A 17478-nucleotide genomic window follows, 5' to 3' on the forward strand; every position below is an offset into this window, starting at 1 on the left:
GAAAATTTTAAAGTTTTTTTTATTAACCTTAACCCCTCTCTAAACCTTCAATCTCACTCCTGCGCTTCCCGTTTTACCGGACTGCAAAGATACAAAAAATTTTAACTCACGCAACTTTTATTTCTAAAAATTTTACTTGTCTTTTTCTGTTCTTCCAAAAGTGATTCTCTAATCTCTATGCCCATTCAAAGGCTCTTCTGCGCTTACTGAGATACTCTCGTTTTCAGTGGGGCAAAGATAGAACAACATCTCCTTACAATCCAAACTTTTGTAACATAAAATTTAAACCGAGCTATTATTGTGGGAAACTATTTCCATTAAATTATTAATAAACAAATGATTAAAAAAAATAAAACACTTATCCACAATAATGAAATCATTTGTAGATTATAGTTACAACAATGGCTAGGATTCGTTTTAACACTAAACATATAGATATTTGAGATGTTTTGAGCCTACAATTTTGCTCATTCATAGGTAAAGAAAGCTTTATCGATTAGGAAAGATTAATTCTATAAACTATCTTTTATATTATATAGTATATCATAGCCCCGATCGCAGCATTTGTCTGAGCTCATTTTCTTTTCAAAAGAAAATAGCGAGTGCGAAGAGCGGGATTAAGCTTCTAAAAAGAAAATAAAGGATTAATTAATAAGAGCGAAGGATTCTATATAATAAAGATAAGAGCTCTTTTGTCGGAATGACAGCAACAAGATTTTTCTTCCTGATCAGAAAAAATGTTTGATAAGTATCTTATATATATAGTATCCGATAAGACATCCTATAGTATCTGCAACGACATCCAAAGTCTCCATGGATCTTCCCAGTCCCATTTCTTCCTGGAGGGTTTCTGTAAGGAATGCGTAAATAAGAATGATTTGAAAAAAGTAAGAAAACCTGATTTTAGGGAAGGCTGCCATGAAACAAAAACCCAACATTGCAAATATGCTTAGGTGCAAAGCCTTGTCGATACCGCTGAACATGAACCAGTATTCATGATTCTCTTCTCCCGGCTTCAGGAGCATATAAGTAAGAAATGCCCAATAAATGGGCAAAATCTTACTAAATATTTTTGAAATCCTATCCAATGATAGCTTGATATTCTTCTGCAGAAAGCAATTCTGAATGATCTGCACCTTCAGTAACTTCTAATTTAATAATCCATCCATTTCCGTAAGGATCTGAATTTAATAATTCCGGCTGATCTTCTAAGTCTGAGTTAAACTCAATTACTTTTCCTGAGATAGGCAAGAATAAGTCTGAAACTGTTTTTACAGCTTCTACACTTCCGAAAACGTCACCTCCATTAAGCTCGTCATCTACAGTATCTACATCTACGTATACGATATCTCCAAGCTCTCCTTGTGCGAAGTCTGTAATACCGATTGTAGCTACGTTACCTTCAATCTTAATCCATTCGTGATCTTTAGTGTACTTTAATTCTGATGGTGTGTTCATTTTTATTTTTTTATGTCAACAAATTTATTCAAAATAGAGATATACTCAAAAGAAAATAAAAAAATTATTTGCAGTCTTTAGAAATCATGTCTTCAAAAAATGGAATTATTTTTATCATCTGCATCAACCTCATAAAAAAACTCTCTAAAAAAGAGAGTTTTATAAATTTAGAATCCACCTGAATCTCCAAATGTAAACGTTGCAGAAATACCTGCTCGAATAGTCGATAACGGGAATGCCGTGGATATTTTATATTTTGAAGTTAATTGTTCATAGAATAATCTTAGGTTCAGATTTTCCGAAACGTTATAATCTGCGGAAAGCTTGATATTCATTACTTTTTGACCACCTGTAACCTGAGAGTCATTCAATAGAATATTCATAATACTTGTCTGACCGTCTCTTAATGAAATATCTCCTCTTATATTAAGATCACTTCCTTTAGATCTAGAGCCTCTCGTATTTGCCATTCCTAATCTGAAGTTTCTAATAATATACCCCAATCTTACTACATATTCGGTATTTGCTTCTTCTGTAAGGGTATGGTTTACCAGCCCTAACAGCAACATTCTATTTTTGTTGTATTGTAATCCAAACTGCATATTGTTTCTCATTGTAACATCTATTCCAATAAGCGGTGAGAAAGATTCTATATAAGTGGCTTGGGAGAAAGTATAAGGATTAATGTAGTCTCCATTTACATCTTTATCTTTACCTGAAAGAGGAACGTTGTAATAATCAATACTCGATTGAATACCTGTTGCGGTGTAAGTCGCGCTATAGGCATGTAAGAGATCAAATTTAGTAAACTGTCCGTTAATTACAGGAATATTTCTCAATCCTGAATATATGATTTTCCAGTTTGGAATTGGGAGTCCTGCTTTTTTAGCATTTCCTATTGTTTTTGGAGATTTTCCTTCTACCGCAGCTCTAAAGGCAGGAATTAACACATAAGCATTAGAAATACTATGCCCGTCTGTAAAGCCATCCGCATTTATTGTTCCTCCCATTTGCTGAGAAATCGCCATTGCATTTGCTCTAATTGCCTGGTAAATTGCTGCTCCGTCTTTGAAAGCTGTATTAATCGCTACTACCGTATTCGAATACGTTACAAAATCATTTCCAAAAGAGAAATCATGATTTGGATAGGCCAAATTCTGACGATCATTAAATCCTGACTGTGAAAAGTTTCGATTATAGGTATGAAGAACGTTAAAATCTATTCTAAAGTCATTAATAGGAACAAACTGTAAGTCTCCTCTTAATTCTTTTGTCGACATCTGAATGTAAGGATCATTCATCAATGAGGAACCGCTTACCCAGCCATTCTCTACTGCGATTCTTCTGATATCCGACTGTGATCCTAACAAGAATCCTGCTGTTGGCCCTCCTACCGTTTGTCCGTACCCATACCAATTCGGTGCAGAAATAAGTCCCGGAATAACAGATCCGTTATTTTCTGTATAATCAACATTCAATTGTTTGAATGAAGTCATGAAATTGGCTACACTCTGTAAAGGAGTCAGTTTGTTTTTAAATTTATAGCCTTTGTATTTGTATTTCTTCTTATCCCAAGCCAATGTATATGCATTATTTAAAGAATCGATTTCTCTTTTTCTTTTCTGCATTTTAGCTGTGATTTTCTGGAAGTATTTGAACTGACTGAAGAATTTAGGAATATCAGCACTTGCTTTAGCTGTTATCACATTTGTATTTTGACCAATAGATCCTAAACTTCCTTCAGGGTTTGAAAGTAAAGCCGTAGATCTCGAGTTCCAGTTATAGGTAAATCCGTACCCTAATTCTCCATCAATGAAATCCATATACGGAAGATACTGGAATGGCAGTTTATAACTCAGCTGTACTTTATGATTATATAAAACTGGTCTTCCGGCTCTGAAAACATTTCCGAAAATTGAACTGTTATCCATCGTGTTCACATCAATATTATCATTCAGGGTTCTCGTCAATGAATTAACTTGAAGTTTTAATGATTTTGTAAGACCGAACTCTAAACCATACTGCCAACCAAAATAGAAGTTTCTATTTTTTATCACATCAAAATTACTTCCGAAGCTTCCTGAAAGAATAGATTCTATATCTCTAAATTCAAGCTCGTTGTAATTTCTGTCAATTTCCGTTCTGAAAGACAATCTTGTAGGAACCGGATTAAAATTAAACTCCTTCACCCATCTCAGATATTTTGTTGATTTTGCAGTATCGCTAATCATTTTATTGAACGGTCTAATCACCCAAGGTTTAAAGGTATAATTATAATCTATGTATCCTCTGAAGTATTGTCTGTAATTCTTCTTAGTATAAATATCTCTGTAATAGTCGTCATTATAAACCGCAGTCATGGAAACGTTTTCTATATCATAGAATTTCGGTTTTTTGTTTTGGTTTACTCTTTCCTTATGCATATTCACAACTCCGATACTTCTTTGTTGTGTATAAGTTCTTGCTACTTTCTTAAGTTCTTCCTTATTTGCTGCTTTATTAAATTCCACATCGGTATCCAACGGATTGTATTTTGGATCTTCGATCGTTTGAGAATATGAATAATTCAACGGGATTTTCACTCCGCTTTTTTCAGGTAAAAGTTTATCTACATTAATCGCTGTGTTGATACTGAATGCAGATTGTGAAGACTGGCTTCTTTCGGCAGGTTTAGAATCTATATTACCAAAACCTACAGAGCTGTATGAAGCACTTGTATTGATCGTGGCAAAATCTCCAAGATTGAAATTAAGACTTGCATTTCCTGCATATCCTCCATCGTTTTCAATTTCAGAAAGACGAATTTCATTTACCCAGATCACTCTACCTTTACCATTAATATCTCCTCTCTGTAAGTTTCTTACCCCAATCATAATGGTGGTAATGTTTCCTAACGAAGGTCTACCTTTGATATAGATATCTTTATTATCATGGCTAAACTGCGCATCTCTGGTTCTTTCTGTAATATTATTCGGAGATTGTTTATCTCTTCTGATTTTTGCATTTACAAAATCCTGAATCTCAAAATCCACATCATTTTCTATAGGCCAGATCTCTAAAGGAGTCGTTGCCGTATTTGCAGTATATTTTACTGCAGATTCGTATTCATAGTAGTTATCCGTAGCATCACTTCCGAAACGGATAAAGAATTTCAAATTTTTATCAAGGTTTGAAGAAATCGGATTATCTAAGTTCTCGGCATGCATAAAAAGTTTTAGCTTTTTATATCTTCTCATATCAAGAGTCGTATTTTTGAAAACTCCTCTGGCTTCTTGATCCATGTTTTTTACCTTCATATATAATGAAGCTTCATTCTGTCTCTGAGCTCCTGCATTTCCGCTCAACACCTGTCTGTCGATTCCGGGAGGCAATACATACGGAGGTTGGTTTAATCCATTTTCTTCAATATTTACACTTCCTACCTCAAAATTATCATTCATCGTAGGGCTTCCCGATGTACCTTCATTTTGTGAATCTACTGTTTCACTGGCAATTTTGTTCGGGTATCTTCTCCAGTCCGAACGCACAAGATCCATTGTTCCGAATCTTAAGGTAGAAGTGTTATCAAATCCTGTCAATAATAATCTTGCAAATCTTACATTATTAAGAACAGACGGTGAATGATCTCCTTCTGTAGCCGAATATTGTGAAACCGGAATTCTAAATAAATACCACTTCACATCAGATGACTGCCCATTTTGGAAAGTGGCTTTTACCGTTTTTACATCCACGATATTATTTTGCCCTAAAGCAAGGCTTGTCTGATCTAAGTTTACTTCATACTGATTGTAATTTTCACTTTGATCTAAATTGTAGTCTTTATTGATATCTTCTGCATCCGGAGTTTGTGACGAAACTTCCAAAGAATTGCTTCTTGAGTTTCCTTCCGGACCTCTGAAATATTTATAACGTTCGATGATTGAAGAAGCCTGCGTTCCTGTAAATTTATCCGACATGTAGAATAAGAAGTCATCTACAGCAGGATCAGATAAGTTAGTAACTGGGTTGATAAACGTATTTCCAAATCTTGCTGCTTCCTGATCAGATGTTAATCCGTCGTATCCCGCATCCTGTATCGTTCTGTCCGTACCTTCGCTGGAGAATGCATATAAAACAGGAGGCTGCTTTGGCTGGATCCCCCAATTTGAATTCGTTGTAGTAGATGTTGAAGAAGGCGTAGGAAGTCCGTTTTCATACTGCATCAAACCATCTTTCAGGATATCTTCCGATACGTTTCCTAAATGCAATAATAGTTTAGGCGTATTCCCCGGATTACTCAACGGCTTTCCGTCAGCATAAGGGTCCATTAACCAAAATTCAACATATTCGATATTGGAATTCACAAAGTTGGAAACACTGATCGGTCTCATGATTCCTCCCCATCTTTGCTGTGTACTTTCTGTATTTGGATTTACGTTGTAAGGTCCTTTATCTGCCGGATAATAAGAGATATCAAATGTATTGGTAAATGTTTGCTCACCTGCCACAAAATCTCTGTTATTATAAATCTCAGAAAGCTGTACTCTTCTCGATGCGTGGTTAGAAATAGATTGAGCAGTAATTCCCGCAGGAGCTTTTCCTCCTACTCCCCAGAATCTCGGATCAATATTATACCAAGACAACAATCCTCTTCCATATCCACTTGTAATATCATCATTCGGCGGAGCGATGTTGAATGGAACCTGTGTGTTTTTTTCAGGTTTTGAAGCCAAACTCCAGGCAGCCGGTTCTTTTAATGAAATTTTTGAAGTGGTTTGTTCAAAATCATCAATATAAGATTGATCATTCGTTCCTTTATTCAATCCCGGCAATAAATAGGCAGCTTCCATTTTGAAATTTAAATTGGAAGGCGCTTCAGTGTTTACCAAAGGAATTTTATCTGTTAATCTTGTCAGGAACGGCAATTGATTATTATACATCAAATTGATTCCCGCCATTGTATTATTTACGGCTTCTTGTCCGTAATTTACTTTTTGAGTAAGCGGCGATTCAGAATAATTAACAACCGTACCTCCTAAAATGAAATTTTCATTAAATCTTCTTTCTAAATTTAATCCTAAAAATCTTTTTCTCTGCGTATTGAATGTTAATTGATTTTCTAAAGCAATGTTGATGGCCTGACCGGATTGCTTCACCTGCTCGTTGATGATGGTAACGGTTCCCAGCATATAATCTACGGTATAGTCAACTCCTTCTGTCAATTGCACTCCGTTTGCCGAAACTTTTACAGATCCTTGAGGAACGTTTACTGCTCCCAGTGAAATTCCTTGTCCGGTAGTCCCTTTGTAACGACCTTCCATCGTATATCGTTGCGCCAAATTACTGAATGTCGCAGCCTGTTTCTGCTTATCGTACAGGTCACTAAACACATACTGAGGATTATTACTTCCTAAAACACTCTGTATATAGCCTCCAAACGGCTGTACTTTGGTAAAGATCACTTTTCCGGTTTCCGGTCTGATGGTAATTCCGTTTACAAAGTCAAAAATACCGTCTCCTTTTACTCCTCCACTGTTCGACTGAAGGTCACCATTAGTGTTCAGACGGTCCCAGTTTAGTAATTTTAATAAGTTAATGTCCTGAACATTGGTATTAGGAAGGTAATTAACCTTACCTCCGGTTTGAGCATCTCTATAGTAAACATTTAAGATAAATCCATCCTGGCTTACCTGCCCTGCATCCATTGCATAGATATTCTTCATCATCAAATCCCACATAGGAGATTCTACATTTACCGTAGTATTTGATTTCAAAAGTTTAGCAATTAAAACCGGGCTTTCTTCGGAAAACTCCCCTACTTTATAAACCTGATTGGTTCCATTTACGGTATAAGAATATGAAACTGCCAATAATTGCTGATCGTTCAGCTTCTGGTTTAATGAAATATATCCTAATTGCGGCTGGAAGGTATATTCGTTGGCATTTAATCTTCTTGCTTTTTTATTAAAAATAAAATGTTCTCCGTTACTATAGGGTTGCGGACTGCCCGGAAATGTTCCTCCTTGTAAAACATCTCCATAATTGGTTCCGGGATCTCTGGTTCCCATCGTTGTAGAGATTGCATTGTACAATCCGTTTTGAGAGTTGTCTGGTGTTCCGGCCCCTTCTCCCAAATCTCGAATTCCTACCAAACTTTTTTGATAGGCAAGATTACTGTTCCCTTGATCCAATACCCAAACTTCCAATCTTGTGATATTGATTCTGGAATTAATCTGAGGATAATTAAGCAATGCATTGTCATAACCATCTAAGAAATAATGTCCTAAAAAGTAATGCTGATTATCCTCATAGTCTATTGCATTCATTTTAAAGGTATTCATTACCCCACCTCCCTGAACGACAATATTGCGGGCTTCGCCCTGCTGTTGAGAAAGGACTACGGTTCCGTATGTTTTACCAAGCTGAAATTCTGTTTTCACCCCGAATAAAGACTCCGAACCACGTATTAAACTGGTAGACAATGGCATATTTACGTTACCGAACTCTACTCTTTTTATAATCTTATCTTCACCACCTGCTCCAGGAGAATTGATATCTCCAAGACCTTTACTCTGCAGATCTTTCCAGCTTCCTTTTGCCTGCCACACCAAATTCATTCTGTTTTCAAAAGCAAAACCGCTTTGTGTATCATAATTGGCTTTCAGTTGCAGGTTTTCCCCCACTTTCCCTAAAAGTCCCAACTGAATTCTCTGGTTGATATCAAAGGTAAAACTGGTTCTGTTTTGTGGTAAAATCAGCGGATTGTCAATTTTTTGGTACAATCCTCCAAAATCAAAAGAGGCAAATCCGGATGGAATGATTTCTATTTTATTACTTCCGAAAATCGTTTCAAAAAGCCTGTTTCTAATCGTTAGGGCTGGAATCAGTCCTTTCTTTAGAGCATCGTTTTTATCCTTTCTGAAAAGCAGGCTATATCGGTCTGATTTATCTTTATAATAAGCCTTTGCCTGCGTTGCGAGTGTAAATTCTTTATATTCTTCCGGAGACATCGCCGTTGGAACTCCTGTTACAATATTTCCAATTTTAGGATATACCAAATACATCCCTGTTTTTATATCGTAAAATGCTTCATATTGTGTAGGATCCGGCAATTCGTAATCCGTTTTTATAGAAACACCCGTCGCAGGTTTTTCTTGTCCGAATGCATTCATGGAAATACACAGAAAAGACAGGAACAAGAATATATTGAGATATTTATGAGTTGTCACCAAATGTTAAATGTTTTTTAAAATTTGTTTTACCAATTCTTCTACCGAAATACTTGGATTTTGTTTAATTATTTTATCCGCAATCTTCTCGCTCATTCGTTTAGGAATCCCCAAAACTTCTAATGCAGATAACGATTCTTCCTTAATTTTATTATTTACAAATGTAGAAATATTTTCTTCTGAAGTGTTGAATTTTTGGACTTTATCTTTCAAATCAACAATAATTCTTTCTGCAGTTTTGGCTCCTATTCCTTTTGCTTTTTGAATCAATGCACTGTTCCCTGAAAGCACTGCATTAGCTACCTCATTAAGGCTAAAAGTAGAAAGTAAAATCAATGCGGATACCGCTCCGACTCCATTAACGCTTATTAACAAATTAAACATCTCTTTTTCAGAACGGGTGTTAAAGCCAAAAAGCAAATGGGCATCTTCCCGGATAATTTGTTGGATAAAGAGAAAAGTTTCCTGATTCAGGAGAAGTTTTTGAGAAGTCATCAAACTGATTCCCACGTAATACCCAACACCTTGCACATTAATTACAGCATAAGTTGGGGTTAGCTCCTGAACAGTTCCTTGTAAAGAAAATATCATGATTAATTTTTAAAACTCCCAAATATAGCAAATTAAACTAAGTAATGTTTTCATTTCACAGGCTAATGACTTTATCTTATTCTTTTATCAAAAAACCAATGGAATGTACAAATAAAAAAAGACTTCAATATTTTGAAGTCCCTTGTAAAATTTTATTGAGAATAAGAAGGAGAGTTTACTTTGCATCGACATATTTCATTGCTTCCTCTGCATATTTTTCCCACATATCTTTATATTTATATGGAATCTGGACCCATTCTTTCATTGGTCTTTTTTTTCCTGAAGGATCAAATAATTGAGCATCATCCAAACTTAATGCTTCATTATGGCGATCACCTGATAATTTAAAAACCATTTCATTCTGAAAAAAACATATAAAAGCTTTCCCATTTATCTTAAAACAAGGTTTTCCAAACATTTGACTTTGTTCGGCATCTTTTAAGCTTTGTCCGATTTTAATATAAAATTCTTGTTCTTCTGCCATTTAAAGTCTTAGTTAAATTTCCGGTAAATATAAACTAAATAAAAAACCGACTTTTCAGTCGGTTTCACAATATTTCACTATTATTTTTTATCTTTTTTCTCTCTTCTCTGTGCATCCAAAACTGCAACGGTAGCCAGGTTTACTATTTCATCTACGCTTGAACGCATCTGCAACACGTGAACCGGCTGTTTTAGTCCCATCAGGATTGGTCCGATTACTTGTGCTACTTTCATTCCTCTGATAATCTTATAAGATAGATTTGCAGATTCTAGATTCGGGAAAATAAAAGTATTGGCAGGAGTCGTTTCCAGTTTTGAGAAAGGATAATCACTCAAATGATCTGCATTCATGGCAAAATCCGGTTGAATTTCTCCATCCACGATCATTTTAGGATATTTCTCATGAAGAATACTTACTGCTTTTGCTACTTTTTTAGAAGTATCGGAAATCGCCGCAAAGTTTTCAAATCCAAGCATAGCAATTCTCGGTTCGATAGCAAAAGATTTCACAGTAAATTCAGCCATTTTAGCAATATTTACCAGATCATCTGCTGTCGGGTTCTGATTGATAGAGGTATCTGCAAAGAAAATCGGTTTCTTTTCAGACAAAATCATCATCATTGCCGCTACTTTATCAACTCCTTTTTCTTTTTCAATAATTTCTAAAACCGGTCTTAGTACCGAAGTATAATTTTTAGAGAAACCAATAATCAAACCATCTGTATCACCATGTTTCAACATCAACGGACCGAAATAGTCTCTCTGACGAACGAATCTTTTTGCTTTGTATTCGTTCATTCCTTTTCTCTGACGAAGTTTCCAAAGGGTTTCTCTGTACTTCTGTCTGTTTTCTTTCTGATCGTCATCACTTGGATCGATAATCGGAACATCAAGATTGATTCCGAAACGCTCCATTTGTTCTTTGATGTACTGCTTATCTCCTAAAAGACTTGGGTATGCAATTCCTTCTTCATAAAGAATCTGAGCCGCCTTCAATACATTATATTCTTCAGCATTCCCTAAAGTAATTCTCTTTGGATTCGCTTTTGCACGGCTTTGCATCATTCTTACCAATTTTTCATCTCTTCCCATTCTGTCAAGAAGATGATGCTCGTATTCTTCGAAATCAGTAATCGTTTTTCTTGCCACACCACTTTCAATGGCTGCTTTTGCTACCGCACTTGATACTTTAGTAATTAATCTGTTATCAAACGGTTTTGGAATAAAATATTCTCTTCCAAATTGTAAGTTCTGAACATTATAAGCCAAGATTACTGCTTCAGGAACAGGTTCTTTTGCCAGATTAGCAATTGCATGAACTGCAGCTAATTTCATTTCTTCATTAATTCCTTTTGCCTGAACATCTAAAGCACCACGGAAAATGTAAGGGAAACCAAGAACGTTATTAACCTGATTAGGATAATCACTTCTACCTGTCGCCATGATCACATCTTTACGGGTTTCCAATGCTAAATCGTAAGCAATTTCCGGATCCGGATTTGCCAATGCGAAAACGATAGGATTTTCGTTCATGCTTAGCAACATTTCAGGAGTCATTACGTTTCCTTTTGATAATCCTACAAAAACGTCAGAACCTTTTACGGCATCTTCTAAAGTTTCAATATCAGTATTGGCAATGAAATCCAATTTTTCAGGAGTAAGGTTTTCTCTTTTATGATTAATTACTCCTTTACTGTCGCACATCAAAACGTTTTCTCTTTTCAGTCCTAAAGAAATATACAGGTTGGTACAAGCAATTGCTGCTGCTCCCGCTCCGTTCACCACCATTTTTACTTCTTCAATCTTTTTGTTGGCAATTTGCAAAGAGTTAATTAATGCTGCCGCAGAAATAATCGCTGTTCCATGCTGATCATCGTGCATCAACGGAATATCCAGCTCTTCTTTTAATCTTTGTTCAATATAGAAAGCTTCAGGAGCTTTAATATCTTCCAGGTTGATCCCTCCAAAAGTAGGAGCAATCCCTTTTACAATTTGGATAAATTTATCAGGATCTTTTTCGTCGATTTCAATATCGAAAACGTTGATATCTGCAAAAATCTTGAATAGAAGTCCCTTCCCTTCCATTACCGGTTTTGAAGCTTCTGCTCCAATATCCCCTAAACCTAAAACTGCAGTACCATTAGAAATAACAGCTACAAGATTTCCTTTTCCTGTATAATCGTATACAGTCTCCGGTTTTTCATGAATTTCCATACAAGGAACAGCAACTCCGGGCGAATACGCCAATGACAGATCTCTCTGTGAGGAGTGTGGTTTTGAAGGGATTACTTCAATTTTTCCTTTAGGTTCGATTTTATGATAGTCTAACGCGGCCTGGTTAAAGTTCTTCTCGTCGCGATTATTTTTACTTGACATAGAATTTTATTTTTTATTTATAGTATATATTTAATGTGGTAATCTACTAAACTCTCAATAGGTTTTTGTACGATTTGTCCCACATTTAAATGAAGCTCTGCTGCTGCAGAACGTAAGATATTTTCATAGTAATAAGCTATAGAACCGATAAAGCTGATCTCAGCTTCTTTTGATTCTTCATAAGGCAGAACCTGATAATCAAAAAAACTCATCATTTCTTCGAAAATCATTTTCTGAAAGTAAGGATGATCTTTCCTTTCTACAACAAATTTATTAAAATTGGCTAAATATGCATTGGGTCTTGTTGTATGATACATATTTTTCAACGCCTCATCAATGGTTAAATCATATGTATTTTTAAACTCAAGATGTAAATCCTGAGGAAGTTTCTGCATAAAGAATCTTCGTACCAATTGTTTTCCAATAGCACTTCCACTGCCTTCGTCTCCCATCAAATAGCCTAAAGAAGGAAGTTTTATTTTTATATTTTCTCCGTCGAAATAACAAGAATTTGAGCCTGTACCTAAAATACAGACAATAGTCGGTTTGCCATTATACGCAGCATAAGCAGCAGCGGTAAGATCTTCTTTTACGATAACTTCTGCATTGGTAAAGACTTTTCCTACTTCTTCTTCTATGATTTCGCAATTCTGTTTCACACCACAACCTGAACCATAGAAATAAATCTTGGTGATTGAGTTTTTAACCGATGTCAGGCTTTTATTATTTTCAATTTCGGGTACGATAAGCTCTTTGCTGATAAAATTGGGATTAAAACCAATGGTTTCGGTCTTTAAGAAAACGTTTTTGAAGTCATCCAGGATTACCCAATCGGATTTGGTAGAACCACTATCAACAATAGCAACCATATATTACATTTTAGTTTAAGGGTGCTAAATTATGAATTTATCTTTAAACAGTCTTACAAACGAGACAGAAGCTTATTAAAAATCATTACTGTTTTATATCAGTTTTTTTCTCATTAAAATGCAATAACCAATCTTCAATTTCGTCTTCCAAATAAGACGTCTGTAATATCATCGCATTAATAAAATCATCAGGAACGGGTTCTCCGTTAGAATTCTCAAGATTCCATAACTCATCAGACATATTTTCGTACTCGGTATACACTCTTTTGAAGCGAGAGTTCTCTCTCTCGAGAGCCTCAATATTTTTCTGTTGAAGCTGGAATTTTCTGTATTTGTTTTGACCTTTCATACAAATATTATTAAAATTTTTGACAAAAAAAGTTGATAAAATGCGATCAAACCCGCATTACAAGATAGAAAAGACTTTCAACACAAACTATTGAAAATGAATTTAGTATCAGGTTATTTTTACATGGTTCTGAATATTAAAATTAAAAATATTTTTGATTCAAAAAAAATATTTAACAACTTTTTTTACTGTTTAACATATAGTTATAAATTTGCAGTTCAGAATAACCGAATGAGAGAATTACTCCTACGCCAAAAACAAATTTTATTCTTCATCATAGCTGGAGGACTAAGCGCTATTGTAGAAATTGGAAGTTTTAAGATTTTCAACACCCATCTTCCCAACATATTTCCTCAGGAAACCAACTTTCATGGCATCCATTATCCTTTAAGTAATATTTTTTCTACCAGCTGTGGTATCATCACCAATTATTTTCTGAGCATCTGGTTCGTTTTTGAAAGGGGAAAACATTCCAAAAATAAAGAGTTTGCATATTTCATGGTCGTATCCTTTCTCTCGACCTTATTAAGTCTTAGTTTTTTTCAATTATTTTACAGTTTCATCTTCAAAGATAATATCAGTTTAATTTTCTATACTTTAAGTCCGGAAATGATTAGTAAAATTGCTGCAATTTTATTAGTTTCGATACTTAATTACTCAATAAAGAAAAAAGTAATTTTTAATGGATAACTTGTGGGAAAGATTTTAAATTATCTCTGGAGATTTTGGCTTTTGCTATTGGCATTTTTTTTAACAATATCTTTCGGGATTCCTGTTTTTATTTTATCCTTTAGCAAAAAACATTATAAATATGCGTATAAGTTTATCCGAGTTTGGAGCTACGGAATGTTCTACGGAATGGGATTGAGACATGAGGTCACCAAACTCTCCAACCAACAGCTTGAAAAAGGAAAGCAGTATGTGATTATCTCTAATCATACTTCCATTATGGATATTATGCTTACCTGCATTCTGTTTCCACATCATCCTATTTGTTTTGTCGGAAAAAAAGAACTGGTGAAAATTCCTATTTTCGGAACCATCTATAAAAGAATCTGTGTAATGGTAGACAGAAGCAGCGCAAGAAGCCGCGCAGACGTTTACCGAAGATGTGCCGAAAAAATGGAGGAAGGCTGTAGCATCGTGATTTTTCCTGAAGGTGGAGTTCCTGATGATACTTCTATTATTTTAGATGAATTCAAGGACGGAGCATTTACTTTGTCTTCCAAACATAATTCGCCTATTGTGGTCCATACCTTCGTCGGTTTAAAAGAAATTTTTCCGTTCGAGAATTCAAAAGGCCATCCCGGCAAGGTAAAGGTTTTTTACAATGGGATTTTAGCTTCTTCAGATTCTCCAAAAGACTTAAAATTGTCTTCTTTTGAGACAATAAAAAAAACTTTAGTTAAATACTCTTAATCAAAGAAATAATCTATATTTGTTATTGCGAATTTTTTATTAACAAATATGTCGAATTATTCTAAACAAACTAACTGGGGACAGTTCATTCCATTAGTTACAGTATTTTTTTTCTGGGGTTTTGTTGCAGCCAGTAATGATATCCTAATCCCGGTTTTCAAAAAAGCATTTAATTTAACGCAAACCGAAAGTATGCTCGTACAAATCTGTTTTTACGTAGCATATACGGTAGGTTCATTAATTTATATGTTTATTTCGAAAGGGCTAAAACAAGATTTAATCAATAAAATAGGTTATAAAAACGGATTAATTTCCGGACTATTGATTTCAGCTGCGGGAACATTATTATTTTACCCTGCTGCCAACATGGGATCTTTCCCTTTAATGATTTCCGGATTATTTATTGTAGGTTTAGGATTTTCCTTACAGCAAATCGTTGCCAATCCTCTTGCTATTGAAGTAGGTCCTGTAGAAACAGGCTCTCAAAGATTAACGATGGCAGGTGGAATTAACAATTTGGGAACAACAATCGGACCGCTGATTGTTTCTTTTGCCATTTTTGGTTCTGCTACAGCTGCAAGTTCTGAGATCAGTATAGAAAGTGTAAAAATTCCTTATCTTATTTTAGGCGCCGCATTTGTTTTGGTAGCTATTATGTTAAAGTTTTCATCACTTCCTACGGTTACTCCCACCAATACTGAAAACACTGACGATTCTACATCGGGAGAACACAAAAAATCAGCGTTACAATATCCTCAACTTATTATGGGGATGATTGCCATCTTTGTTTATGTAGGAGTAGAAGTATCTACCGCAAGTAATTTACCTGCATATATGGAAAAAAGCCTGAACTTTGAAACTAAAGATGTAGCCCCTTATATTTCTCTTTACTGGGCTTCTATGATGATTGGACGTTGGACAGGAGCTGTTGATGCTTTTGATTTTAGTGCAGGATTCAAAAAGATATTAAGATTTTTAGCACCATATTTAGCTTTTGGGGTATTCTTATTAGTGAATGCCATTGCAAAACATGATCTAACTCCTTTTTATGTATATGGTTTAATTATTATCGTAATGATTATCTGTGATATCATGAGTAAAGGAAATCCGGCAAGAATGCTGCTTATTTTCTCTACTGCAGGAATCTTAGCCCTACTTACCGGAATGTTTACGAACGGAATGGTTTCTGTATATGCATTCACAAGTGTAGGTTTATTCTGTTCTACATTATGGCCTTGTATTTTTGCTCTTGCTATCAATGGTCTTGGAAAACACACCAACCAAGGTTCCGGTTTATTGATCATGATGATTATGGGAGGAGGAATTGTAAGTCTTATCCAGGGATATATTGCAGATTTAACAACAATACATACTAGTTATATCGTAGGAGTTATTTGTTTTGCTTATTTAGCTTTCTACGCGATCCGAGTAACCGGTATTTTAAAATCTCAAGGGATAGATCTTGACAAACTCACAAAAGGAAGTGGTCATTAATAATAGAAAAATATATACGAAGAAAAGATGTTGGGCGGGTTTATTACTTGCCCAATTTCTTTTATTTTTTGTTTTCTCGAAATCAGAATTTATGGTTTCTTTTTTTGAAAGCTTTTTTGAAATCCAGAAAAAAATTCATCAGCTTCTTTTTTCATGGATCCCTTTTTCTCTGGGCGATATTTTATATGTATTCTTAGGCATCTTTATTTTATATTCTTTTATTCAGCTTTTTAAAAAGAGAGAAAGAAACAAATCCATGGTAAGGTTTCTTTTCATCATTAATACCATTTACTTCTGTTATCAAATATTCTGGGGAATGTTATATTTCCAAACACCGATTCTCCAAAAATTATCAAGCCAAAAGGAGCCTGAAATCAACAAAGCAAAAACATTGGCTCTGAAATATCTTGAAAAGTGCAAAGCCAGCCGAAAAATGGTAAAAGAAGACCGAAACGGAGTCTTCATCATTTCTGATCTCAATGCTGTTCAAGTGGAAATCCTATGCAGACAGAAAGCAATTCCTCGATTCATTACAACTAAAGAAGCTCCGGAATTCAATTCTTTTAAACCCAGCCTTTTTAAAAACATAATGAGTTTTACGGGAATTCTCGGATATTACAATCCATTCACCGCAGAAGCACAGTATAATTCTCAGCTCCCCTCTACTTCAATCCCTTTTACAATGGCTCATGAAAGTTCTCATCAATTAGGTTTTGCCAGGGAACAGGAGGCTAATTTTATCGGCTATCTGATCGGCAGTACATCATCAAACACAGAATTACGCTACAGCACCGAATACTTCACTTTAAGAAGCCTTTTGAGGTTTATTATAGAAAGTGATCCCGAATTCGTAGAATCGGTTCAAAACAGCTATTCTGAAGGAATGAAAAGAGACAGAGCATTTGAAAAAGCTTTCATTCTTGAACATCAAAGCTGGCTGGATGATTTTTTTGGATTTACCAATAATTTATTTCTTAAAAGCAATCAGCAGGAAGGTTCCGTTACCTATTCTTACTTTATCGATTTACTTTTGAATTACGAAAAATAACATACATAAAAAAAAGAATCGTATCAGGCGATACGATTCTAAAAACACAAATGATGAAAAAAAATTTATTACCTTGACTTGTTCCCTCATTCAAGGCGTTGTAAAAATACAACAATATTTATAAATAAAAAATTTATTTCTTCCTTTTATCAAGTTTTATGAAAACTTTAAGATTTGTTGAAT

The 17478-nt window shown here is 35.0% G+C and carries 12 protein-coding genes; 4 read left to right on the forward strand and 8 right to left on the reverse strand.

Features of this window, described 5'->3' with window-relative positions:
• Positions 1-728 precede the first annotated feature (728 nt).
• The 8 genes from LV842_RS14060 to LV842_RS14095 form a co-directional block, all read right to left on the reverse strand.
• The gene (locus LV842_RS14060; protein ID WP_233112077.1) at positions 729-1055 is read right to left on the reverse strand and encodes a VanZ family protein; all 327 of its coding nucleotides are present in this window, start codon (positions 1053-1055) and stop codon (positions 729-731) included.
• A 25-nt stretch (positions 1056-1080) separates the two neighbouring features.
• On the reverse strand, positions 1081-1458 hold the full coding sequence (gene gcvH / locus LV842_RS14065) for a glycine cleavage system protein GcvH (protein WP_233112078.1): 378 nt from the start codon (positions 1456-1458) through the stop codon (positions 1081-1083).
• A 167-nt stretch (positions 1459-1625) separates the two neighbouring features.
• Complete coding sequence (gene sov / locus LV842_RS14070) at positions 1626-8666, reverse strand: T9SS outer membrane translocon Sov/SprA (protein ID WP_449508549.1); 7041 nt, start codon at positions 8664-8666, stop codon at positions 1626-1628.
• Positions 8667-8672: 6 nt separating this feature from the next.
• Complete coding sequence (ruvA, locus tag LV842_RS14075) at positions 8673-9257, reverse strand: Holliday junction branch migration protein RuvA (protein ID WP_233112079.1); 585 nt, start codon at positions 9255-9257, stop codon at positions 8673-8675.
• Between the two features lie 175 nt (positions 9258-9432).
• On the reverse strand, positions 9433-9741 hold the full coding sequence (locus tag LV842_RS14080; protein WP_233112080.1) for a hypothetical protein: 309 nt from the start codon (positions 9739-9741) through the stop codon (positions 9433-9435).
• An 80-nt stretch (positions 9742-9821) separates the two neighbouring features.
• The gene (locus tag LV842_RS14085; protein ID WP_233112081.1) at positions 9822-12116 is read right to left on the reverse strand and encodes an NADP-dependent malic enzyme; all 2295 of its coding nucleotides are present in this window, start codon (positions 12114-12116) and stop codon (positions 9822-9824) included.
• Between the two features lie 17 nt (positions 12117-12133).
• Entirely contained in the window at positions 12134-12985 is an 852-nt protein-coding gene (locus tag LV842_RS14090; protein WP_233112082.1) for an ATPase, read from the reverse strand.
• Between the two features lie 85 nt (positions 12986-13070).
• On the reverse strand, positions 13071-13334 hold the full coding sequence (locus LV842_RS14095; protein WP_233112083.1) for a hypothetical protein: 264 nt from the start codon (positions 13332-13334) through the stop codon (positions 13071-13073).
• Between the two features lie 231 nt (positions 13335-13565).
• Here LV842_RS14095 and LV842_RS14100 point away from each other — a divergent pair, with 231 nt between their 5' ends.
• From LV842_RS14100 to LV842_RS14115, 4 genes are all read left to right on the forward strand, one after another.
• Positions 13566-14024: a GtrA family protein gene (locus LV842_RS14100; RefSeq protein ID WP_233112084.1), complete on the forward strand. Its 459-nt coding sequence runs from the start codon at positions 13566-13568 to the stop codon at positions 14022-14024.
• Positions 14025-14027: 3 nt separating this feature from the next.
• Positions 14028-14753: a lysophospholipid acyltransferase family protein gene (locus LV842_RS14105; RefSeq protein WP_233112085.1), complete on the forward strand. Its 726-nt coding sequence runs from the start codon at positions 14028-14030 to the stop codon at positions 14751-14753.
• Positions 14754-14801: 48 nt separating this feature from the next.
• Entirely contained in the window at positions 14802-16247 is a 1446-nt protein-coding gene (locus tag LV842_RS14110; protein WP_233112086.1) for a sugar MFS transporter, read from the forward strand.
• A gap of 91 nt (positions 16248-16338) precedes the next feature.
• Positions 16339-17295 (forward strand): DUF3810 domain-containing protein, encoded by a 957-nt coding sequence (locus LV842_RS14115; protein ID WP_262909434.1) that lies wholly within the window; start codon positions 16339-16341, stop codon positions 17293-17295.
• The last annotated feature ends 183 nt before the right edge of the window (positions 17296-17478 follow it).

Source organism: Chryseobacterium gwangjuense, from assembly GCF_021311115.1.
Taxonomy (GTDB): Bacteria; Bacteroidota; Bacteroidia; order Flavobacteriales; family Weeksellaceae; genus Chryseobacterium; species Chryseobacterium gwangjuense.